The organism is Salarchaeum japonicum (genome assembly GCF_049705945.1).
Lineage (GTDB): Archaea > Halobacteriota > Halobacteria > Halobacteriales > Halobacteriaceae > Salarchaeum > Salarchaeum japonicum_A.
Genome location: NZ_JBNAMV010000002.1, coordinates 21,375 through 41,940 on the forward strand (window position 1 = coordinate 21,375; position 20,566 = coordinate 41,940).

A 20,566-nucleotide genomic window follows, 5' to 3' on the forward strand; every position below is an offset into this window, starting at 1 on the left:
TAGCGTGTAGCTTTGGAATAGAATACTATTCGGACTATTCACCACAGAGTTAAGTTGAGAGGGGTTGATACTGCTGAATAGTATGAGTGGCTCAGATAGCAAGAATAGCATAGATAGAACGAATAGCCCAAATAGCCCATATGATTCGGTACAGACCGATGGGAACTCTCGGGCTGTTTCGGTGTGTATGCTGAAGGGAGGCGTCGGCAAATCGACGATTGCGGTCAACCTCGCCCGACAACTGGCCGCACACGAACACGATGTCCTCCTCATCGATCTTGACCCGAACGGCCACGCGTCCGTGGGGCTGGGGTTTGACGACCAGTACCACAACACCGAGGAAACCATCGGCGACGTCTTCTTCAACGATGCTGACCCGACTTCAGTTGTCTACGATACCAGCTATGAGTTCGATATCCTCCCGTCCAGCGAGGACTTAGAACAGGTCGAGCGGGAGATCGTCGTCGGCGACGTATTCCAACCCTCTGCGCTGCTCAAACGGGAAGTCGTCGACCCACTCCTTGGGGACACGTACGATTATATCGTCACAGATTCGCCGGCGTACCGATCCCGACTCACGGACAACGCGCTCGTCGCGACGGCGAACTTGGTGCTTCCGCTCGCCCCGGGGAACGAGGCGATGGCCGGCTTGGAGCGAACCATCGAGCGACAGATCTCACCGCTTCGGCAGCATATGGACGTCGACGTTCTGTCACTGGTTCCGAACATGTTGAGCGGCCGTATCGACCAGCAGACTCAAGATCGACAGCTCCTCGAACGTCTCAACTCGCACGATAACCTTCAGGACCGCATCCCGAATTTCGCGAGAATCACGGACTGGGAGGCTGTCGACGCCGGCGATCTCAAACCCTCACCGGGCATCCGGGACCGAACCAGCATCACGAAGGCCTATGGCGAGCGCAAACCCCTGCTGGACTACGACCCTGACTGTGACCAGTTGCAGTGTTTCGACGAGTTGGCGCACATCGTCGAGGCAGGTGAGGTGGTCCGCCATGTCTGACGACGATCCGTTTGCCGACCTCGGGGAGACACTCGAAGATGAACCGGACGACGAACCCCAGGATACGGATGACGCGTCTGAATCGGGAGGCGACGAGGAGACGCCCTCTCAGGAACCCGTCGAACGACAAAACCCGATGACCGATTCAGCGTTCAGCTATGAGGCCGCTAAACAGCGGCCTTTCTACGCCCGGGAGGCTACGATCGAGGACTTCGATTCCTGGCTGAAGTATGAACTGGAACGCGAGCTCAACCAGCAGGGCTACCAGAACATCGTCGTTCGGGAAATGACTGATGCTCTTCTCCGAACCGTCGTGGAGGAAGATCTCGTAGACGAAGTGGCCGAACGATTCGAACAAGCTCGCGAATCTGCTTCTTCAGAATCGACTGAATAGCGTACTATTCCAAAATAGAAAGCTATTCTACAATACCCCAACAGCAACCTCAGAATAGTCTGATTCCGCCTCTATACGGTGAACTCAGTTGAGACCGCCGGCTCACAATAGTTGAGACTGGTTCTCTCAATGCATAGACCGCAGGCACGGTTTGCTCACTGACAACGGGTACTATTTCGACCGCTTGAACTCGAACCGTGCCCCGCCATTGCTTCCGTCTGTCACCGAAACTGTCCAACCGTGCGCCTTCGCGATGTCGGCCACAATCGAGAGCCCGAACCCGGTTCCCCCCTCGCTGGACGTGACGCCGTGTTTGAACACGTCGTCTTGCTTCTCTTGGGGAATCCCGCTGCCGGTATCCTCAACGTAGAATCCATCGTCTCCGTCTAGTCCACCCACGGTCACCGTGACGTCGGCACCACCGTGCTCGATTGCATTTCGGAAGAGATTCTCGAAGAGTTGGGTCAGCCGCCCTGCATCCCCGGTGACTGTCGGAATTCCATCTGCGACTGTAAGCGTTGCCTCCTCAGTATCGACGTATCCCCACGCCTCCGTCGTAATACTCTCGAGGTCGATCTCTTCTGCATCCTCGATCGTCGTCTCCCCACGTGCCAGCGTCAGGAGGTCCTCGATGAGTCGTTCAATTCGGTCGTGTGCGGATTCTACTTTCTCAAAGTGCTCCGCCTTCCCGGTCTCCTCCGCGATTTCGAGGAACCCCATTGCGACAGAGAGCGGGTTTCGAAGGTCGTGGGCAACGACGCTCGCGAACTGGTCGAGTCGTTCGTTCTGTCGGTGTAGTTCTTCCTCCCTGCTCGCTCGTGCGAGTGCTGCCTCGACAGTCGCACCGAGAATCCGGAACAGGTCGACGTCCGTCTCAGAAAAGACCTGCGTGGAAACTGACCCCGTCGACATGAGTCCATACTCACCTAGTGGGACGAGAATCTCACTCCGTATCTCTGTGTTCGGGTTGTGGGGTTGACCCTCAGCTTGGATATCATCATATACCTGGGTTTCTCCGGACTCAAACACGTCCCAAGCGAGACTGTCTTCAGGAGTGAACCGGGGAGACTCGCCAAACAGGTCTCGTGCTTCGGACGTTTCCGTAATTGGGACGAGCACGTTCTCTCGGTCGTCGTACTCCCAAATTCCGGTGATATCGAGGTCCAGTATCTCGGCCGCGGCATCGACGGCGATCGCTCCGATCTCGTCGCTTGATTCAGCGCCGCTGAGCGATTGTGCGGTGTCCTGAAGCGAGCGGAGGCGAGCTTCCAACCGTTTCTGTTCGGTTATGTCCACCAAGACGGCGAGGATGCTCGTAGTCTCTCCGTCGGGGCCTGTAACCGGCGCGACCGACAAGAGCAGGTCCAGTTCGTCTCCGTCTTTCGTCTCTCGCCGTATCTCCTTTGCTCGGATTCGCTCGCCGTTCAGGACGCGCTGCCGGTGTGAGGCAAACTCTTCCTGCTGCTCGTCCGGGACCATCGGATTGAACTCGCCAAGCACTTCGTCCTGCGACCAGCCGAACATGGTTTCAGCCTCGTCGTTCCAGCGGATGACGGTCCCATCCGTGTCGATCTCCATAACTGTGAGTGGCGTGGCCTCGATGAGCGATTCCAGTCGCTGGTTCGTCGCTTCGAGTTCACGCTCTCGTTCGACTTGCTCGGTAACGTTTCGAGCGATACCCACAATTCGAACAGTCTCGCCATCGACGACGACCGGTGCGAGGCTGGTCTCCCAGAACTGAGCACCGTCACCGATGTCGAGTTCTTCGCGATACGAGATTGGGGCACCCTGATCGACGCAACGAGTGTAATTAGCCTCGAGTTCAGCACCTTCCTGGTCGCCAAACACGTCTCGTGGGGTCTTGCCACGAACTTCCTCGGTCGTAATTCCGGTCTGTGACTCGTATCCGGGACTGAGTCTGGCGAACTCGAATGATGGGTCCTCACCAGCGGTATCGACGTCAAGCAAGAATATCGCGTCCCCGGACGTTTCGAGCAACGCCTCGTATTCCTCCGCGAGCTCTCGATGCTCACGGCGTTCCGCTTCTCGCTCCGTGATGTCCTGAAAAACACCCCGAAGTACTGCGTCGCCGCGCTGTGTGTCGTCGACGTATTCTCCCCACGCCCGAACGTCACGCACCTCGCCGTCGGGTCGAACGATTCGGAGGTCGAGGTCGTACGGTTCCCCGTCTTCGATTGCTCGGTCGACTGCTGCGGTAATCGTCTCTCTGTCGTCGGGGTGGTAGAACTCGATCGCGTCGTCGAGGGAGGGCTCGTAGTCCTCGTCGACACCGTGGATCTGGCGGACCCCGTCAGACCAGGCGAGTTCACCGCTCGATGGGATGAATTCCCATATACCGATATCTGCGATGTCCTGAACGCGGTCGAAGAGGAACTCCTGACGTTCGAGTTCGGCACGGTCACGACGACGCGAGATTTCGGTACTCACGAGTTGTGCGACCAGCTCGACGAACGTTCGTTCGAGCGCTCCGAACGGCGCGAGTCGCGTTGTCGGATTCGAGAAATTGACGGTTCCGTAACGCGTGTCGTCGACGACGAGTGGCACGCCGATGTACGATTCTAACTCGAACTCACGGTAGGCAGGATGCGTCTCTTTCCCGTCGCTAACGGCGTCGACGAACGAACAGACCGAATCCGTGCCGACGACTTCCGCACAGTACGTCGATTCGAGATCGAACTGATCGCCAACTTCGATATCGGCTTCCGGTGCGTGAACTGCTTCGACCGTGTAGTCGCTGTCCTGAATCCGCGAGACGATGCCGATTTCGAGCCCGAGCGTCTGGCAACCGACTTCCAAGAGATTCTGGAGGCGTGACTCGGCCGAGACATCGCTTTCTCCCATGACCGCCTGGAGGTCTTGGAGTGCGTCCCGCTCTCGTTCCAATTGACGCTTTACCTCGCTTTGTTCGGTCACGTCTCGAGCGACAACGAGCACCTGCTTGCTTTTGCGACTCTGGAACGGGGTTACCCGGACGTCGAATGTCCGCTCGCTGGTCCCGACCACGACGTCGAGTTGGAGGTCTGCATCGTACAACCCGGTGGACCCACCATCGCTCTCGATCTCGTCGAGCGTCGATTCGACTGCCTGGGAGAATCGCGTTATATCGGAATTGCTAACGCGGTCACCGACGACCGTTTCGAGCTGTTGTCCTGTGAGCTGGGCCGACTGATCCCCTGCGAGCAACCGCTTTGCAGCCGTATTCGCGAACTCGATATCACCTTGCTCGTCGAGGACGAACACGACGTCGTGGATGTTCTCCAGAATCGCATCACTGCGCTCTAGCTTCAGTTCCCGCTCTCGCTCGGTAGTAATTTCACGTGAAAAGACGGTCAGCCCGTCGTCATCTGGAAACGCTCGCACTTCGACCCAGTAGTTGAATGGCTCTTCCAGATGCTGTTCGAACGATACTGGTTCACCAGTCTCCATCGCCGTTCGATACTTGTCTTCGAGTTCCGTCCCGACGATCGACGGGAACTCTTCCCAGATGGCTTCTCCGACGAGCGCGTCCGAGTCACGGCCGATTCGTTCGGCCATTTTCTCGTTCATATACTCGATGCGCCAGTCGCTATCGACGGCGTAAATCGCGTCAGTTGCGCGCTCGAGCGTTCGTCGGAAGCGCCGTTTGGTCTGCTCGGCCTCCGTTTGTTTACGAGCAGCCTTCGTGAGCGTTCGAATGCGGGCCGCGAGTAGTGTGAAGTTATCACGCTCCGATCGGACTGGGATGTAGTCCGAGACGCCGGCACGAGTCGCTTTGCTCGCGATTTCTTCACTCCCTTGTCCAGTAAAGAGGAGTATCGGGATATCGTCGTTCTGCTGGCGAATCGACTCCGTAAGCCCGATACCGTCGGAATCTTCGAGCGAGTACGCCGTTACGATACAGTCGATTCGTTCCGTAGCAAGATGGTGCAGTGCTTCGTCGATACCGTCGGCAGGTATACAGTCGATCTCGGTACTCGTCTGTTGGAGTTTGGTTTGAACCAACTCCGCGAATGCGGGATCGGAGTTCACGTAGAGGACGCGGATTGGATCGTCCAGTTCGTCAGTAGTACCGAGCACAGTTACAGAGATTTGACTGTCTAACTGGTTAAATATTTCTTGCGAGACACTCTCGTGGGCTATCGAGGTCGCTGATACTGAAAAGCGCAATAATCGAGGGAGTTGTGGTATGTCGGTCAATATAAGGAAACGGGACGGATACGCTGCTAGTATGCCTGCAGAAATTCTGGCTGCCGACGACGACGAAGACATCAGAGAGATGATCGATGTTAGTCTCAGTGAGGAGTTCGATGTGGAGACTGTAAAAGATGGTCTGGAGGCATGGGAGTACTTAGAAGAGTCCCCGGATTCATTACCGAAAGCGGTCATTCTCGACGTCATGATGCCAGAGATGGACGGGTTTTCGGTTCTGGACCATATCCGAGAGAACGACGGGATGCAGGACATTCAGGTTATTATGCTGACATCTCGGAGCCGGGAGGAGGACATCGTTCGAGCGCTCGAGGCAGGCGCGGACGATTTCCTGGCGAAGCCCTTCAATAAATCCGAACTGTACGGACGTGTACAGCAAACTCTCCAGTAAGCGACCGTACAGAATTGAAACAGTAAAGGTGCATTAGCTGGTAGATAGTCACAATGTGGGTGGCCACACTAGTCGCCGTTATCGGTCTCTTGAGCGTCGGGGCCATCACTCAGTTCACCGGGTATCGTATGGGAGGGTCAATCACCATTCCCGTTCTTGCCGTGTACTCTTTGAAGAACTTCGTCATGCTCCCCGTTTTTGTGTTGAGCGCGGCAGCCGCGTACGTCGGCCTGTGGGTCCTCCGTCGTCGAACATTGATATTTGGTCGTGACGAGCTCATCGCAGCGATGGTCATCGGCACAGCCGTTCCAGTAGTCACGCTCTTTTTCATCCTGCAATTAGGACTTGAGGTGGGAGTGGTTGCGTTTCTGGGAAGTATTCTCCCTGGACTCGCAGCGTACAATTACCATCGAATCAAGCCGGAGTATCGCCGAAACGACCTCTTGGCGAGTATCGGGTTGTTCGTTACCCTCACTGCGCTCGGTTGGGTACTGGTTTCCAATGGATATGCGCGTGAATTTGGTGCGCTGACGCCCCCAGTCCTCTTCTCTTCGACGGCAGACGTCGCTATCTACAAAGGTGTTGCAGTGCCCATCGACCCCGAATCTGTCATCCTCCCTCGAAAGATTGTGGCCGGACTGTTCGCTGGTGGGCTGGTTCTATCTGAACGGCTCCGGGGCCGGTTCGGTGTTCGGGTCGGAATCATTGGTGCGGTCCTCCTCGCGATTTACGCGCTAGCGAGCTATTGGCTCGTAATCCTGTACGTCCTTTTGCTTGCGCTATCGTTCGGTTTCATCCAGTTGTCGAACTACCTCACACTCCGGTACGGACGAGTGCTTCTCGGAGTGACTGTCGCAGTCGCGATCTTCGCCGCAGTATCGCTGACGTTTGTCGTACCAATTGAGCGAGGGCTGTCGGCGTTCTTTACTGCGATTTTGGCAGGTGTTGGGGCGTACAACGCGCATGCGTCGGCACCATTCGAGCGCCGCCTCGTCGTCCCGCTTCAGATCGTGGTCTTTGTCCCCGCTTTGATCGTCGCTCGACTGTTCAGTGCTCCCCAACCTCGTGGGTTTCCACAAGAGCTGACGTTGCCTGTCCTGGGGATTGCAGCGGTTCTCTGGGTGGCTGCCCTGGGTGTCGCGTACTGGTATACTGTGTCACCCCCGGGTGAAGATGAGGTTCTCTCTGCGTCGGTTCTCTCTGAAGGGGGTGAAACATGAGTCGGACTGCCTTCGAGATCTACGGCCGTGGGTTCGGCTGGTCGTGGCGTCTTAGGGGCCCAGCGGAGGTACTAGCAACCGGCAGCCGCCACTACGACACATCCCGAGCAGCACGCGATGCAATTGACATTGTTCGCGCCGCTGTTGCAGAACTATCGGGGAACGAAGAGTCCTTCCCAGACACCGATGTCGACGCGCCCGACATAATCGTCGAACAAGAGGCCACACCGTCAGGAGAGCTTCCGGAGGAACGAAACAACTGGGTCTGGCGGCTCCAAACTGCAAACGGGGTACTGGGACATAGTGCCGATCGCTTCCCGACGGAAATGGCAGCACAGTCCGCGGCGGACCAGTTCCTCGACTATGCGGCGGGGGCGCTGCCGATGTTCTTGGTTGGGGCAGAGTACGAGTGGAAGACTGGCCCGAAGCCAATCGAAGTCGGCTCGTCGAGTTTAACAGGGCTGGTTAGTGAAGCAACGAGGGGTATTCGACATCGTAAGGTCCTCGATCAGATCGATACCCAGATTGTCGTCTCGGGGACTCGCGGTAAATCCTCAACCACCCAACGGCTCGACGACGTCTTCAACCGCCGAGGGTACGACACGCTCACGAAGATCACCGGCAACCATCCACTACTGATCCACAACGGCGAGGTCCATCCTATCGAACGACGGGGGCCTCGAACGACGCTCTACGAGAATATCAGTCTCATCGCTGAGTTCGTCCCCGAACTCGATGCGTACGAGCCGGACGACGTCGCTATCTTCGAGAATCAAGGTATCACAGAATACACGACCCGGCTGTTCAACCAGCGTCTGACCGATCCGGACATCATCGTGTTAACAAACGTCCGTCAGGACCACACAGATACCCTTGGAAAGACCAGGACAGACCTTGCACGTTCGTTTGCGCGGTCGGTCCCAGCGGGAACACACGTTGTGAGCGGCGAGCAACACCCGGTGTTGCACGAATATATGCAAAAAGAGATCGAACGCCGCGGAGGGACTATCGAGCAGGTTGATATTCCCGACGAACACGAAGGGCTAATCGGTTCTGAAACGATCCACGCAGTTAATGCGGTGTTAGATGTTGTTGGCGAACCGCCACTTCCAGCCGAGGAGATCGAATCGTTCCTCAGTGCGATCCAACCAACGTGGATAGAACTTGAAGACGGACTCATCTTCAACGCTGCCGAGGTGAACGATGTCGAAAGTACTGAGATGGTTCGACGGGTGCTCGTCGATGACGAATGTATCACCCCGTTCGTGTACCTCCGAAGAGACCGGCGGGGGCGTACAGCGTCATTTGCTCAATATATCGAGTTGCTATTCGAGCGAGAGTTAATCGATGAAGCTCACATCGGTGGGGCTAACACACGCGCATTCGCCGAAAACGTCGATGTTCCAACCAAGTGCCACAGTCAAAATGCGGACCCGGAGCAGGTTCTAACTGAACTGTTCACCGATGGCCGACCGGTCATCCTCATGGGTAACACGGTGGACGAGTTTATGCGTGAGATGCAGGCGTCGATTGAACAACGAGTGAAAGAGAAAAGACAGGCTGCCTCGGCAAGCGAAGCTGTTGACATTTCTGAACAGGGGAGCGCGGAAGCGACTAAACCAAAAGATTACGAATAAAACGTCAGCTTCTGTAAGAAGCGGGCCTTTTCGTTAGATGTAGACGTGTTCTTGAGGGGGCCAGAACGATTGTCCGGTAGTGCCCATTACTACTGAATCTCGGAGAACCGTCTTTCGACAAATTGCACGACTGTCGTACGTTGAGTGGCCAGCGTACGATTCGACACCGTTGTACGACCGCACCTCACTTACCGGATTAGAGTCGGATGTCCAGATCGTCTCAGGAGCTTGGTTCACGCACCATGAGCACATCTCTGTTGAGCAGTTCGTCTCCGAACTTCCGCTGGCCTACTTCCAATTCGAGGCCCATGACTGCTACGAGGATCCGACACACTACGAGATGGACACCCTGTTTCGCGTGTTCGTTCTGAAAGAACTTCACGGATGGGAGCACGAAACAGCACTCTACGAGTACCTCGAAAGTCATCCGGAACTTTGCGAGCGGCTTGGGCTGGAGGCAGTGCCTGACCAATCGACACTCTGGCGCAGTTGGCACACGCGCTTCAACGATGAGCTTCGCGAGACGGTCCAGAAAGCGGCTCGAACGATCCTCATCAAAGCGCAGAACGCCGATGTCACCGTCCCCCGCGAACCGGAGCAGATCCTCCCGGCTCGTTGCGATGACGTGGACGAATCGGTTCCAGACGATCGAGCCATTCTAGACAACGCCGATAGAGTCACCAAGCACGTCAGCCGTGTCGTCTTTCCCGCGTTCTCTCTGGACCGTGGCGAGGGCTGTGAGATCCACGAGAACGCCTACTGGGGCCTGCAGACGTATCTCGGACTGCGCGAGCGGCTGGCTGCAAACGAGGGTGCTCGCAGTTTCGTCCACGAGTCAACGCGGGAGCGGACACCACTCGGACACGCCCACCGCGACCACATTCGTGATCTCTCTATCGAGCAGATTCGAGCGATGTACCGGCAGGCGATTCGACGACTCATTGATGAGGTCGCAGAGACGGAGAAGTTCTTCCGGGCAGGGATCGTCGCTATCGACATCACCGAGGCTGCTCCCTTCACCGGCGACCGGACCGGCCACGAGGACGAGATCATTGGGACGAAAGAACAGACCGACGAGTACGCCTATCAGTGGGCGACCGTCCAGCTGGTCGGCAACGCTGTTCCACTTGTCCTTGATGCCCGCCCAGTACGGAAAGGCGAGACACGAAAGGAGATCGTCGAAGACCTGCTCGACTCTGCCCAAGACCTCGTTCACGTGGATAACGTGCTGATGGATCGGGAGTTCGATAGCCAGCACGTCCTGGAGATGATCAGCCAGCGTGGGCTCTCCTACGTCGTTCCGAAGCGGATGCAGACTAGCGAGAAAGCCCAGGCCAAGCGATTGCTCCAGCGTGACCGGGACCGATACGAGACCGACCGGAAGCTCCACCTCGGGAAGAACGAGTGGCACGAGACGACGCTCATCTATCGTCGAAAAGAAGACTCAGAGCACGACGACCATCGACAATATTCGGTGTTCATGACGAATTGCGGGAGTGGTCACCTCACGGAGTACGGGTATCGGTGGGAGATCGAGAGCGGCTATAGATCTATAAAGCGGTTCATGGCGGCGACGACGTCGAAGGATTTCGGGCTACGGTTCTTCTACTTCGCATTCGCCTGCCTGTTGTACTCGATCTGGCGGGCTGTCGATCTGCTCGTGCAGGTTGAGTTGACTGGTGAGTACGAACATTCACCGATCGTAACAGCCGACAACACGCTGACGCTGTTGAAGAAGGAGACTGGAATCGGATAGAGAGACACTCAGTCTAGGTTAGCGCGCCGTCTGAGTGGCTACACTGTTGGAAGTCGCGAAAATTCGCCCATACAATTGGAAGTGTGATAGGAATGACCGCTTGGGGAGTGATTTGAGGTGGTCTGCGTTGACAGAACCGGCCAAATTCACGCATCACAGCCCCGCTAAACCAGGTATAGTCTCAACTTCCCCCCGGCTCAGTTTTGATATAGCGATATATAATTTATAAATCCGGTTTCTTGGCTATTAACACTACTACCGCCAGAATTCGGAACTTTAGGCAAATAAGCGTCTGGACGTGATTATGTCGGTAATCACGACCACTTTGAAGTACCCCGCCGCCGTCGGTGAAGCACGGATGCTGCAACCCCCTCACGACGGCGCTTCCCCCAGGGTAGAGGACCCGAGACCGGGCCCGCAGGACGGTGGAGGGCCGGTGAATGCCTGACCGAGCGCTTTCGACGCCGCTCGACGACAGCTTCGAGCGCTACCTCCAAGACAAGGGGAAAGGCCGCGGCGGCGACGGTGGGAACTATCGACGTAACGCTGCACGCGAGCTCGAACGATTCGCCGAGTGGGCCGCCGGCGACCGCGGCGCCGACGACTGGACCGGGATCGTCCCCGACGACGTCGACCGCGAGCCGACCTTTGACGATCTCGACGAACGCGTGTTCCGGGAGTACGCCCGACATCTCGGTGGTGACCGTGGCCTCAAGCAGAACACCGTCCAAACCTATTACCGCTATATCTCTGCGTGGTGTGGCTGGTGCGTCAACGAGGGATATCTCGAGGCGCATTACGCACAGCGGGCCAGTGCGATGGCGCCGCTGCCGGAGGACGACGGCCGCAAGCCCGGCGACCAGCAGGCCTGGACGTCCGAACAGCGCCACGCCCTCACCCGCCACGTCGACGAACGGGCCCGCGACGCCGTCGAGGCGTACACGACACTTCCAGAGGATACTGACCTCCTCGACAAGCAGCGAGGACGCTACGCGGCGCTGAAGGCGGCTCGTGACCGGGCTCTGGTGTTCGTACTCGCGTACACCGCCGTCCGCGTCGGCGAACTCCTCCGCGATCCGAACGACCCACGCCGGCGGGGCGTCCGCTGGGAGGACCTCTCCCTTGACGACGGGAGTATGGACGTCTATCGGAAGAAACAGCAGTGGGACGCCGCGAGTCTCCCCGACCCGGTGATCTCGCCGCTGCGGAGCTACCGCAAGCTGATGGACCCGCCGACGGAGCGCTGGCCGGTGTTTCCGACGTTCGACCAACGGACGCTTGCGGGGCTCGTTCAGGATGAGCTTGAAGACCGGGGAGAACGCCCAGAAGCAATTACTGAGCGCCGTGAAGAATACGCTCGAGACCTCCTGCTGGCGCTCGATGAGGATATCCGGCCGCCGTCAATCACGACGGACGGCGCACGGTCGATTCTCCAACGGCTCTCAGAGGCTGCAGAGATCGACATCGACCATCCGAAACACGATTATCTTGCTCCGCACGGGGGTCGACGTGGGATGGGTGAGGTACTTGTCCGTGCGTTTGGGTACACGGTCGCTGCCCGTTACTTAGATAACTCCGAGGAGATGGTGCGTGAGAGGTACTCGCATATCGAAGCGGGAGAACTCGGAGATGTGGCGACGGAAGCTCTCAATGAAATCGATTCTTAGGTTGGTATTCCGTCTCTCTCAATAACCAATATTTCTATTCAGCACCCTGCTCGAATAAGAACAGATGGATTGTCCTCAGTGCTCAAAATCCTTCTCGGATTCAGATGGGCTGGTAACTCATCTGACGAACGCCCACAATATTTCAAGAATTGAGGCAAGAAAGAGGGTTATAGAACTTTCTGATTCTAGAGATTCTGACCAGGAGGAAACTCCAGCAAATTCGCCTGGAAAGGATGGTGCGTCCAACTCGAACCGCCAGGTGATGCTCAATCGTTTCCGCCGACAATATGACGCACTCGGACGAATGCCGACGCCTCACGAATTAGATGAGATAGATGGATACAGTCGCGAAGACTATATTAATGAGTTCGGCTCCGTGTACGGTACAGCTGTCTTCGCTGGGCTGACTGATGTTGAACCCGGAAGGTACGATCACGATGCGGATGGATCGAAACAATACAGCGAGTGGGATCTCATTAGTGAGCTCTGGCGAGTCTTTGAGTTGACAGGCAGAGCGTCGGTTCGAATGATGGATCACGCCGGCGAGTACAGTAGTCAAACCTACCAGTACCGATTTGGGAGCTGGTCGGAAGCCCTGAATAGAGCGAATATTGACGGCCCAGACCCGTCCATTCCGGCAAGTCGTGACTCTCGGCAGAAGCACTACGCAAGCGCAGAGTGGAAAGAACTCCGTACACAGGCACTAAAACGAGATGACTATGAGTGCCAATCGTGTGGAATTTCTGAAGAAAAGCATCAAGAGAAATTTGGTGTCGGATTGAACGTGCATCATTTGACTGATATTGCAGAATTCGAAGACCCGGCCGATGCCGATGTTGTAGAGAACTTAGAGACACTTTGTGCAGAATGCCACGGAGAACACCATCCGTTCTCTGAAAAATAGAATCCTCATTCCCATTTTATCTCGGCATATTCTCTTGTCATCTGTAATCCGGAACAGCGGAACGTTCAAGCAGACCACGTATTTTGTTTCAGTTGACCGTGCCGTTCAGAGCGCTCGACGACGGGAAGATTGTCACCCCCATACAGGTCAATGACCAGCAACCCGTCGAATGTCCTGAGTGCCGAAGTATCCTTTATCCTCGCGACGGGGACCACCGTGCCCGCCACTTCTTTCACGCTGCCGACGACGCAGCTGAGTCCTGTTCAAAGGCGGGCCAGGGGGAATCAGATACCCACGCTCGCTGTACGGCATTGGCAGTCGCTACGCTTGCTGACCATTATCCGAATGCAGCACGCGTCGGGGCTGAAATCACAATCGACGCGACAGGGACGCCAACAACTCCCGAGACCCGACGGGCCGACGCCCTCGTTGAGTTCGATGAGGAAAACCCCTTCTTCGGAGGCGGCCTTATCATCGAGGTTCAACACAAGCACCACAGCAAGGATATCGAAGGAACCTCCCACGATTACCTTTCAGCGGGGTACTCAGTCGCGTGGTTAGAGTCTGAGGATTTTGGTGACGAGCAGCTGGACTATCAGGTCGTCGACGACGCGTTCCGAGCCGACGACGGTCGTGCTTTCAGCATCCGTGAGTACGACCCGTGGGAGTTCGACACTCGTGTCGAAGCGAATCTCGACTGGGAGGAAAAATCTCGAGGCTGCCATTTCGTCGAAGAATACGGGAGCCACAATTGGAGCCAAGTCCCAGGATATGCGCATCCGGACGGATACGAATACGAATACTGCTGGTGGTGCGGATCACGCCGGCGCTACGATCACGAACTAACCAGGTTCGTGTACGACTACGAGGGGGTGCTCGCACCAGAGGTCGACATCGAAGTTCTTCGTGACGCTGTTATCCCCTATCCAGATGTTGCGAACGATTTTGACGACTGGAAGAACGGCGACTCGTTTGGTCGTGAACGGTCGGTTGAGGGAGCATTAGCAAACCGTACTGATGTCGCACCGTGTCGCGGACCACACGGCATTCACGAATGGACGAGAAAGGAGGTCATCAAACGAAGGTACGATGATCGCGTCGACGTCGCGCTCTGGGAATGCCAGCACTGCCCTGTTCACCTTCTCACGAACCATACCGGGCATGGGGAGACGGAGGCGGCAATTCTGTTCGGAAAAGCTCCAAACCCGGATTGGGGATTGGACAACCTAAACGGAAATCCGCGAAAGTGTAACAACTGCTCTCACCACGAACAGGCGGACTGGGACTATTGCCCGGACTGCTTTCAGATAGATCCATAGAGGCGGGATATCGAGAACCCCAAAATAGAACTCACGTAGGCTTCTCTACCTGGAGACTCATCGTAATTAGATGCTCTAAGGTCTGAATTGAGTAGACATCTGTAGAACTGGACTGCTCTATTGCCTCTGACATTGGTTCTGCTATAGTTTGTCCGCCTTCTCGTCCCATAATCAGGTTGTAGATAAGATTCAAAATCACCTTCGACATCTGCTTGCACACCTCACTGTTCACATGGTAGAGGTTCAACTCAGCGTCGTAATGTCGGTTCCCCAGCGACTCCGTTTGGAGTCTAAGGAAAAAGAAGCCCCATTGGTCCTGCTGTACAGCTTCCATGTCGTCTATTAGGTCTTCAACCTCGGTATCCAGCTGTCCGAAAAGCCCCTCTTCCCAAAGCCACTCGATATCCGCGATCGTGACTGGTAGAACGCGAAACCCGTGCTTCAAATCATTCAGTAGCGGTCGGAATCCTCGCCAAAAATTGAGGGCGGCATTCGCAGCTGCGATATGTAGGTTGGGATCTTCAACGAAGTCTAATTCATTTGTTTCCTCGTCGTAGACTGCAGAACATCCCAAGAACTCTCGTGCGATCATCTCCCGGTCTGTTGCATCTATTTCGTCGATGACCTGCTCAAACTCAATTAGATCCTCCGGCTCCTCCGCTAAGCGGCTAACTGAAACCATCTCGCTGTCATCAAATTCGACTGTAAGCTCATCAAGGACACTGGCGATATCCCGTGTATAGGTATCCTCTTTCACCATCATCCAGGGCTGCTCTGGATTCCGAGCATTCACCGCGAACAGGTGGGCATATAGATCGGATAACTGAGCTAGAATATAGAGCGAGTCTATTCCGTCGTAGCGATTGTAGGGGTTGAGTTTCTTGATTCGATTATCCCAGTAGCCAAATGCGAAATTACGACGCCATAAGTCTGCCAAAGGGTTCTCCAAATCGAGTTCTTCCATACTATGTCTCCAAGATGTGTGGTTGACACAAAGAATGACCGTTTATATAGTAGCTGGTGAATCCTATTACGCAATGTCTGACCTAATCGTCAAAGCAGCCGTGAAGGACGCACTCTCGGACAATAACGTCTCGGCAGATTTCTACGACGCCCTCAACGAAGAGGTCGCCGAACTGCTCGACGACGCCGCAGAGCGTGCCGAGGCCAACGACCGGAAGACGGTCCAGCCCCGCGACCTGTAGGCCTGCGTAACGCAGCTAACCCCGCCCCTCGAACGTAGCTTTTTGAGGTTCCTGTTCAGAAGTTAGGAAACGGAGATGGCGGACGCACCGGATACCGAACGGCAGGCGGTCGAACCCGATGCGAGAGAGGTCCTTAGCGTGTCCCAGCTGAACGACCGGATCGCGTCGGTCGTCCAGGACACGCCTGCCCTCAACGGCGTCCGCTGTATCGGGGAGGTCACTGACCTCCACAAGAACAGCACGGCGCTCTACTTCACGCTCACCGACGGCGACGCCGAGCTCCCCTGTATGATCTGGGCGAACCGTTACCGGGAGATGGACGCCGACCTCGAGGACGGGACCGAAGTCATCCTCGAGGGCGATATCGACTACTGGGTCGAAGGTGGGAAAATCGACCTCAAACCGTGGGAGGTGATTGTCGTCGGCGACGGCGACCAGGCAGCTGCCGTCGAGCGACTACGAAGCGAACTCGAGGAGCGTGGCTGGTTCGACGACGAGCAGAAACAGCGCCCGCCGGCGTTCCCGGAGCGGGTCGGCGTCGTCACGTCCCTTCGAGGAGACGCCCGGTACGACATCCAGAACGCGATCCACGGACAGGACCCCACCGTCGACATCCTGGTGAAGGACGCAACCGTCCAGGGGTCGAACGCGCCGACGTCCATCGCGAACGGCATTCATCATCTCGACCGCTCGGAGGACGTCGACGCCATCATTGTCGGTCGGGGCGGTGGGAGCGATTCGAACCTCCAGGCCTTCAACACCGAGCGGGTTGCGGAGGCGATTTTCACCGCGAATACCCCGGTGGTCACCGCGATTGGACACACTGATGACCGACTCATCGCGGATCAGGTGGCGGACGTCGCGACGATCACGCCGACTGCCGCCGGCGAGTATATCGTGAACTCCCGCCAAGAGTTCCTTGCGAGTGAGATCGAGCCGCTGGAGCAACAGCTCGACGCCGCGTACGAGACCTTCCAGCAGGACCACGAACACGAACAGGAGCTCGCCGAAGCAGTCGATGAAGCGATCGCACCCGAGGGCCTCCCACCGATTTACTACAAGGTCGCCATCGCTGTACTGCTGATGTTGTTACTGGTCATCACCGGGCTTTGGCTGGGGGTGATCTAACCGTGGCAAAAGACGCCGAAATCCACGATCGGGTGAGTCGCGTCGAGGAGATCATTGAGCAGCTCGACGCGGACGAATGCGACCTCAATGAAGGGACTGCACTGCACGAGGAAGGTGAGGAGCTCCTGGCCGAAGTGCGAGAGATCCTCGACGAGGGGAACGGCGAAGTTGTGGAGCTCGAGTAAGCGAGCTGATTCTCGGTCTTAACCAACAGACTCCCCACCGCACTCGGCAGGTGTTGGTTAAGTCTTTTCTATGAGGTCAACAAGTGATTTGGTTATAATTTACTCGACAAATTTGCAGCAGTTGATAGCCAGAAAGCATTTAGGTATCATCCAACTACCGCGCCAATATGTACCGTGACTCAACCGGTGCATACCCATACCCGCATGTATGATTACGAGGTCAGTCACCATCGAGGAGATCGATGACCTGTACCTGATGTGGAACGACCACATCAACGCTTCCGCCCTCTATCGCCGCGCCCTCCGCGAGGAAATGGAAGTCCGCGGTGTTGACCCCGATGAACTCCGCGACCTCCTCGAACGGGCCCGCGAGCAGGGCTACACGCTCGACGAGATCGCAGAGGACACCAACCGATTCGACGACCTCCAGTCGCTCGTCGAAGAGCAACAGAACCAGCCACCAGCTGGAGACGCCACAGATGATTGACTCGCTATGTCACAGGACCAGACTCCCTCCGACCCTGAGCCTAGCGTCGAAAACCAATCACCGCTGACCGGGAAGATCCACCGGCAGGCAGCGCTCACCGTCGTCCTCCTGAGCCTGTTCGCTGTCCAGCCGGTCGCCGCCCAGAGTAACGCGGTCTGTAGCGCAGACAACCTCCCGAGCATGATTGAGGGGTTCTTCCAGCTGACCACCGGGCTGGGGATCGTCGGCCTCGCCATCGTCTGGCAGGCGGACTCCCTCATCGAGATGTTCACCCTCAATCCCGAGCAGAAGAAGGGCCTCAAGCGCCACAAACGGTCGGCGATGAAGTCCGCGGTCGTCCTCGTCGTCCTCGGCCCGCTGTACACCGTCGCCGGGTCGATGATGGGCCTCCCGCTGGCGCAGTGTGTCGACCTCGTCCCCTGGTAACCACTCCGCAGTCCCCGTGCGAGCCCTATGAACCATCGAGAGCTCTCCGTGCTCATGGCCGGCTTGCTCGCGACGAGCCTAGTCACGGGTATCGTCGCCGCTGACCCGCCACGACCAGGTACGGAGGGGAACGGGCTCACGGAAAACGAGTCGGCAACGCTGTGGTCACGTGATGCGGACAACTACATCAGCCAGGAGGAGTACCGCCAGCGGTACGGCGAGGACCGCTCCGCCGTCCACCAAGTCGCGAACGGGACCGACGTCACGTTCAAACGCCCGCCCGCGACCGCGGCGACGTGGACACGGAACGACTTCGAGGACCTCGATGCCGGCGGCCCAGATACGTCCGTGCATCCGCCGCACGCGGACCTCGAGGACGGCGTCTTCATCGAAGATGCTCACGCAACGATCTTCGCGGTCCAGCCCTCCACTCGTGGACACCTCGAGTCCGGTGAAACCCCACTGTACATCGCACCGAATGGGACGATGCGCGGGTTCGTTGATTACCGCGTTCGCGTCCCCAACGGGAGTTCCTCCGGCAACACGACTATCTCGTGGTCGCTCACGGAGCACGAGATCGAAGAAGTCCGGTTGAAGAAGAACGGCGAGACCATCGCCGAGCGTGACGGGGCCCATACGCCTGCCCTCGACTACCAGATCGAGGACGACTGGAGTGCGAATCTCACGCTGGAAGCGGAGATTAGCGTCAGGCTGAAGAAAACCGTCAGAACCGACCTGGGTGACCGGACGGACGTCGACGTCACCTATCGGACGGAAACACGGAACGTCTCCGATTCGATCGCCGTCGAGATATACGACCTCTCGGCGTACCCCTACTACGCCGAGTATCCGAACGGCGACGCCGGCGTGGCCATCTTCCAGTCGCGGCCATGGCAGGGGTACACGCTCACGGAGGACGGTGAGGCACGGGTCCGTGGCATCTGGCGGTTCTACACCGCTCGGAACACCAACTGGGACACGCTCGTCCGGTCGAATCGCACGGATAGCGCCACCGTCGAGTCAGACGCGATTCCGGTGTACGTCCATGCCTATCCCTCGCGGATCGGGCCGCGTGCCGAGCCGGTTCGAGACGGGCCGGAACTCATCGAGACCTGGGGGACTGACCGCCCGTCACCAGTCGGCACCATCGGTGAGAACATCAATATAGACATCATCAACGAGTCGTACACGACGACGTACGGCGTCGCCGTTCGAGCTGAGAACGTCGATCGAGAGGCGCTCCATGTTGCGGGAATCGTCCGGGGCGTGAATGCGTCAATCGTCGAGCCGGATGCCGGCTCCGAGCGGCAGCTCCGCCGCAGCAATCTCACTGTCGAGGTCATCCAACAGAATCAGTCGCAAGCGACGCTCAGGGTCGAACTCCGGGACAATCAAACTGGTGCGCCGATTGCGCTCGACGATAGCCGTCAGTATCCAATCGGCGGCACCAGCCGAAACGGGTACATCACGGTCGCGGATCAGCGCGTCGAGACCAACGCCTCCGGGGTGGCGATCGTGACCATCAACGAACCGGGCATCTACACGGCTCGGTACCATCCGGGCTCGTGGCTCGGTCACGACCCGGCGTACGTGAGTGATACCGCGACGGCCCGGTGGCACCCACTTGGGACGATCGACGGCTGGTTTGCGCTGGTGTTCGAGGTCGGCTGGCAGCTCCTGCCCTTCTTCGTGATGTTCTACGCTGGCAAGCGCCTCTTGCGGATGCTCGGCCCAGAAGACATCTTCGGACAAAACCCATGACTCAGGACAATCCCCACCTCAGTAGACGGACCGCCCTCCGAACAGTTGCCGGCGCCGCTCTCGCGAGCGTGGCCGGCTGTCTGGATGGCAACGGAAGCACCGGTCCTAACGGTAGTTCAAGTCCAGGAGACGGATCTGGTGTGTTCCAGCAGGTGACTGTCGAAGGAACAGAACTCATCGTCCAGTTCGATTCGGACTCGGGGTTCGACCAGATCAACCTCATCCAACCGGACGGCGAACTGTTCGGACAGCGGGAGGTCGCTGCAGGTTCCCAGCAAGTCTCATTTGACCTCGGCACAGCGTACGCTCCTGGCGAGTACGAAATAGTAGCCCTCAGCGATGAGGAAACAGTCGGTGAAAGCTCGCATTCTGTCCAGCCAAACCTCGGGATCATCGAGATGGGCATCGGTAGAAACCAGCCTGAAGAGATGTGGGATGGACCAGAAAGCGAAATCGAAGAGGAGGCCTTCGTCACCCTCGAAAACCAGGGGACTGGCCCTGATGCGGTTACAAAATTGCTCTTCATTGGTGATGTCCCCTATCCGTCCGACGAAGAGGGGACGAACTATGTCGATGATGAAGACGTAAGCGGGATTTACGACCCGGAGTCCGACTCCGAGATTGAGCAGGTCATTATCGGCCCGGGGGAACAAATTACGCTCTATAGTTCACGCTCGCCCTTCGCTTTCGTTCCTGGAGCAGGCACGTCTTGTTCGAAGGAGTCGAAGACTGGCGAGTTTGAACTAATACTTGAGACGCGAGTTGGCGGGGACCGAGTCACCAAAATGTACAGTATCCAGTATTCAGGCTCCCAAGAAACCGATAACTGCGATATTTCCATCAGTGAGGCTTAACC

The 20,566-nt window shown here is 57.2% G+C and carries 18 protein-coding genes; 16 read left to right on the top strand and 2 right to left on the bottom strand.

The features are described from left to right. Nucleotides 1-82: 82 nt before the first annotated feature. Nucleotides 83-1,021 carry a ParA family protein gene (locus ACOZ4O_RS00710; protein ID WP_256465459.1) on the top strand — a complete coding sequence of 313 codons (939 nt, stop codon included), beginning with the start codon at nucleotides 83-85 and terminating at the stop codon, nucleotides 1,019-1,021. Beyond that, on the top strand, nucleotides 1,014-1,415 hold the full coding sequence (locus tag ACOZ4O_RS00715) for a hypothetical protein (RefSeq protein ID WP_007344000.1): 402 nt from the start codon (nucleotides 1,014-1,016) through the stop codon (nucleotides 1,413-1,415). Before ACOZ4O_RS00710 ends, ACOZ4O_RS00715 begins: the two co-directional genes overlap by 8 nt. Nucleotides 1,416-1,586: 171 nt before the next feature. Here the strand turns inward: ACOZ4O_RS00715 and ACOZ4O_RS00720 are convergent, their stop codons facing one another. Next, nucleotides 1,587-5,492: a PAS domain-containing protein gene (locus ACOZ4O_RS00720; protein WP_424523454.1), complete on the bottom strand. Its 3,906-nt coding sequence runs from the start codon at nucleotides 5,490-5,492 to the stop codon at nucleotides 1,587-1,589. A 109-nt stretch (nucleotides 5,493-5,601) separates the two neighbouring features. On the opposite strand from ACOZ4O_RS00720, the gene ACOZ4O_RS00725 reads away from it, so the two are divergent. The 7 genes from ACOZ4O_RS00725 to ACOZ4O_RS00755 all read left to right on the top strand — a co-directional run bounded on the left by ACOZ4O_RS00725 (nucleotide 5,602) and on the right by ACOZ4O_RS00755 (nucleotide 14,518). Continuing rightward, nucleotides 5,602-6,015 carry a response regulator transcription factor gene (locus ACOZ4O_RS00725; protein WP_424523455.1) on the top strand — a complete coding sequence of 138 codons (414 nt, stop codon included), beginning with the start codon at nucleotides 5,602-5,604 and terminating at the stop codon, nucleotides 6,013-6,015. Nucleotides 6,016-6,068: 53 nt separating this feature from the next. Continuing rightward, the gene (locus ACOZ4O_RS00730) at nucleotides 6,069-7,235 is read left to right on the top strand and encodes a poly-gamma-glutamate biosynthesis protein PgsC/CapC (RefSeq protein ID WP_137711723.1); all 1,167 of its coding nucleotides are present in this window, start codon (nucleotides 6,069-6,071) and stop codon (nucleotides 7,233-7,235) included. Further along, the gene (locus ACOZ4O_RS00735) at nucleotides 7,232-8,872 is read left to right on the top strand and encodes a Mur ligase family CapB protein (RefSeq protein ID WP_424523456.1); all 1,641 of its coding nucleotides are present in this window, start codon (nucleotides 7,232-7,234) and stop codon (nucleotides 8,870-8,872) included. Before ACOZ4O_RS00730 ends, ACOZ4O_RS00735 begins: the two co-directional genes overlap by 4 nt. 79 nt (nucleotides 8,873-8,951) lie before the next feature. Beyond that, complete coding sequence (locus tag ACOZ4O_RS00740) at nucleotides 8,952-10,628, top strand: transposase (protein WP_424523457.1); 1,677 nt, start codon at nucleotides 8,952-8,954, stop codon at nucleotides 10,626-10,628. Nucleotides 10,629-11,068: 440 nt separating this feature from the next. Continuing rightward, entirely contained in the window at nucleotides 11,069-12,295 is a 1,227-nt protein-coding gene (locus tag ACOZ4O_RS00745; RefSeq protein ID WP_424523458.1) for a phage integrase SAM-like domain-containing protein, read from the top strand. Between the two features lie 64 nt (nucleotides 12,296-12,359). Further along, nucleotides 12,360-13,199 (top strand): homing endonuclease associated repeat-containing protein, encoded by an 840-nt coding sequence (locus ACOZ4O_RS00750; protein ID WP_424523459.1) that lies wholly within the window; start codon nucleotides 12,360-12,362, stop codon nucleotides 13,197-13,199. Between the two features lie 98 nt (nucleotides 13,200-13,297). Then, on the top strand, nucleotides 13,298-14,518 hold the full coding sequence (locus tag ACOZ4O_RS00755; RefSeq protein WP_424523511.1) for a competence protein CoiA: 1,221 nt from the start codon (nucleotides 13,298-13,300) through the stop codon (nucleotides 14,516-14,518). Nucleotides 14,519-14,549: 31 nt separating this feature from the next. Here the strand turns inward: ACOZ4O_RS00755 and ACOZ4O_RS00760 are convergent, their stop codons facing one another. Then, nucleotides 14,550-15,482: a hypothetical protein gene (locus ACOZ4O_RS00760; RefSeq protein WP_424523460.1), complete on the bottom strand. Its 933-nt coding sequence runs from the start codon at nucleotides 15,480-15,482 to the stop codon at nucleotides 14,550-14,552. A 73-nt stretch (nucleotides 15,483-15,555) separates the two neighbouring features. Between ACOZ4O_RS00760 and ACOZ4O_RS00765 the strand changes: the two genes are divergently transcribed. From ACOZ4O_RS00765 to ACOZ4O_RS00795, 7 genes are all read left to right on the top strand, one after another. Beyond that, on the top strand, nucleotides 15,556-15,723 hold the full coding sequence (locus ACOZ4O_RS00765; RefSeq protein ID WP_123115140.1) for a DUF1931 domain-containing protein: 168 nt from the start codon (nucleotides 15,556-15,558) through the stop codon (nucleotides 15,721-15,723). A 75-nt stretch (nucleotides 15,724-15,798) separates the two neighbouring features. After that, the gene (gene xseA, locus ACOZ4O_RS00770) at nucleotides 15,799-16,851 is read left to right on the top strand and encodes an exodeoxyribonuclease VII large subunit (RefSeq protein WP_424523461.1); all 1,053 of its coding nucleotides are present in this window, start codon (nucleotides 15,799-15,801) and stop codon (nucleotides 16,849-16,851) included. A 2-nt stretch (nucleotides 16,852-16,853) separates the two neighbouring features. Further along, nucleotides 16,854-17,036, top strand: coding sequence for an exodeoxyribonuclease VII small subunit (locus tag ACOZ4O_RS00775; RefSeq protein ID WP_424523462.1), 183 nt, complete (start codon nucleotides 16,854-16,856; stop codon nucleotides 17,034-17,036). A 208-nt stretch (nucleotides 17,037-17,244) separates the two neighbouring features. Then, nucleotides 17,245-17,523 (top strand): hypothetical protein, encoded by a 279-nt coding sequence (locus ACOZ4O_RS00780; protein WP_424523463.1) that lies wholly within the window; start codon nucleotides 17,245-17,247, stop codon nucleotides 17,521-17,523. Between the two features lie 6 nt (nucleotides 17,524-17,529). Continuing rightward, nucleotides 17,530-17,949, top strand: a complete 420-nt coding sequence (locus ACOZ4O_RS00785) for a hypothetical protein (RefSeq protein ID WP_424523464.1) — start codon at nucleotides 17,530-17,532, stop codon at nucleotides 17,947-17,949. 27 nt (nucleotides 17,950-17,976) lie between these two features. After that, nucleotides 17,977-19,710, top strand: coding sequence for a hypothetical protein (locus ACOZ4O_RS00790; RefSeq protein ID WP_424523465.1), 1,734 nt, complete (start codon nucleotides 17,977-17,979; stop codon nucleotides 19,708-19,710). Next, nucleotides 19,707-20,564 (top strand): hypothetical protein, encoded by an 858-nt coding sequence (locus ACOZ4O_RS00795; protein ID WP_424523466.1) that lies wholly within the window; start codon nucleotides 19,707-19,709, stop codon nucleotides 20,562-20,564. Before ACOZ4O_RS00790 ends, ACOZ4O_RS00795 begins: the two co-directional genes overlap by 4 nt. Nucleotides 20,565-20,566 lie beyond the last annotated feature (2 nt).

What these genes read in the sequence shown, in the direction of transcription:
- ACOZ4O_RS00765 (WP_123115140.1), top strand. Translation starts at nt 15,556, where the DNA reads ATGTCTGACCTAATCGTCAAAGCAGCCGTGAAGGACGCACTCTCGGAC.
- ACOZ4O_RS00780 (WP_424523463.1), top strand. Translation starts at nt 17,245, where the DNA reads ATGATTACGAGGTCAGTCACCATCGAGGAGATCGATGACCTGTACCTG.
- ACOZ4O_RS00715 (WP_007344000.1), top strand. Translation starts at nt 1,014, where the DNA reads ATGTCTGACGACGATCCGTTTGCCGACCTCGGGGAGACACTCGAAGAT.
- ACOZ4O_RS00745 (WP_424523458.1), top strand. Translation starts at nt 11,069, where the DNA reads ATGCCTGACCGAGCGCTTTCGACGCCGCTCGACGACAGCTTCGAGCGC.
- xseA (WP_424523461.1), top strand. Translation starts at nt 15,799, where the DNA reads ATGGCGGACGCACCGGATACCGAACGGCAGGCGGTCGAACCCGATGCG.
- ACOZ4O_RS00735 (WP_424523456.1), top strand. Translation starts at nt 7,232, where the DNA reads ATGAGTCGGACTGCCTTCGAGATCTACGGCCGTGGGTTCGGCTGGTCG.
- ACOZ4O_RS00760 (WP_424523460.1), bottom strand. Translation starts at nt 15,482, where the DNA reads ATGGAAGAACTCGATTTGGAGAACCCTTTGGCAGACTTATGGCGTCGT.
- ACOZ4O_RS00710 (WP_256465459.1), top strand. Translation starts at nt 83, where the DNA reads ATGAGTGGCTCAGATAGCAAGAATAGCATAGATAGAACGAATAGCCCA.
- ACOZ4O_RS00730 (WP_137711723.1), top strand. Translation starts at nt 6,069, where the DNA reads ATGTGGGTGGCCACACTAGTCGCCGTTATCGGTCTCTTGAGCGTCGGG.
- ACOZ4O_RS00790 (WP_424523465.1), top strand. Translation starts at nt 17,977, where the DNA reads ATGAACCATCGAGAGCTCTCCGTGCTCATGGCCGGCTTGCTCGCGACG.
- ACOZ4O_RS00750 (WP_424523459.1), top strand. Translation starts at nt 12,360, where the DNA reads ATGGATTGTCCTCAGTGCTCAAAATCCTTCTCGGATTCAGATGGGCTG.
- ACOZ4O_RS00785 (WP_424523464.1), top strand. Translation starts at nt 17,530, where the DNA reads ATGTCACAGGACCAGACTCCCTCCGACCCTGAGCCTAGCGTCGAAAAC.
- ACOZ4O_RS00725 (WP_424523455.1), top strand. Translation starts at nt 5,602, where the DNA reads ATGTCGGTCAATATAAGGAAACGGGACGGATACGCTGCTAGTATGCCT.
- ACOZ4O_RS00795 (WP_424523466.1), top strand. Translation starts at nt 19,707, where the DNA reads ATGACTCAGGACAATCCCCACCTCAGTAGACGGACCGCCCTCCGAACA.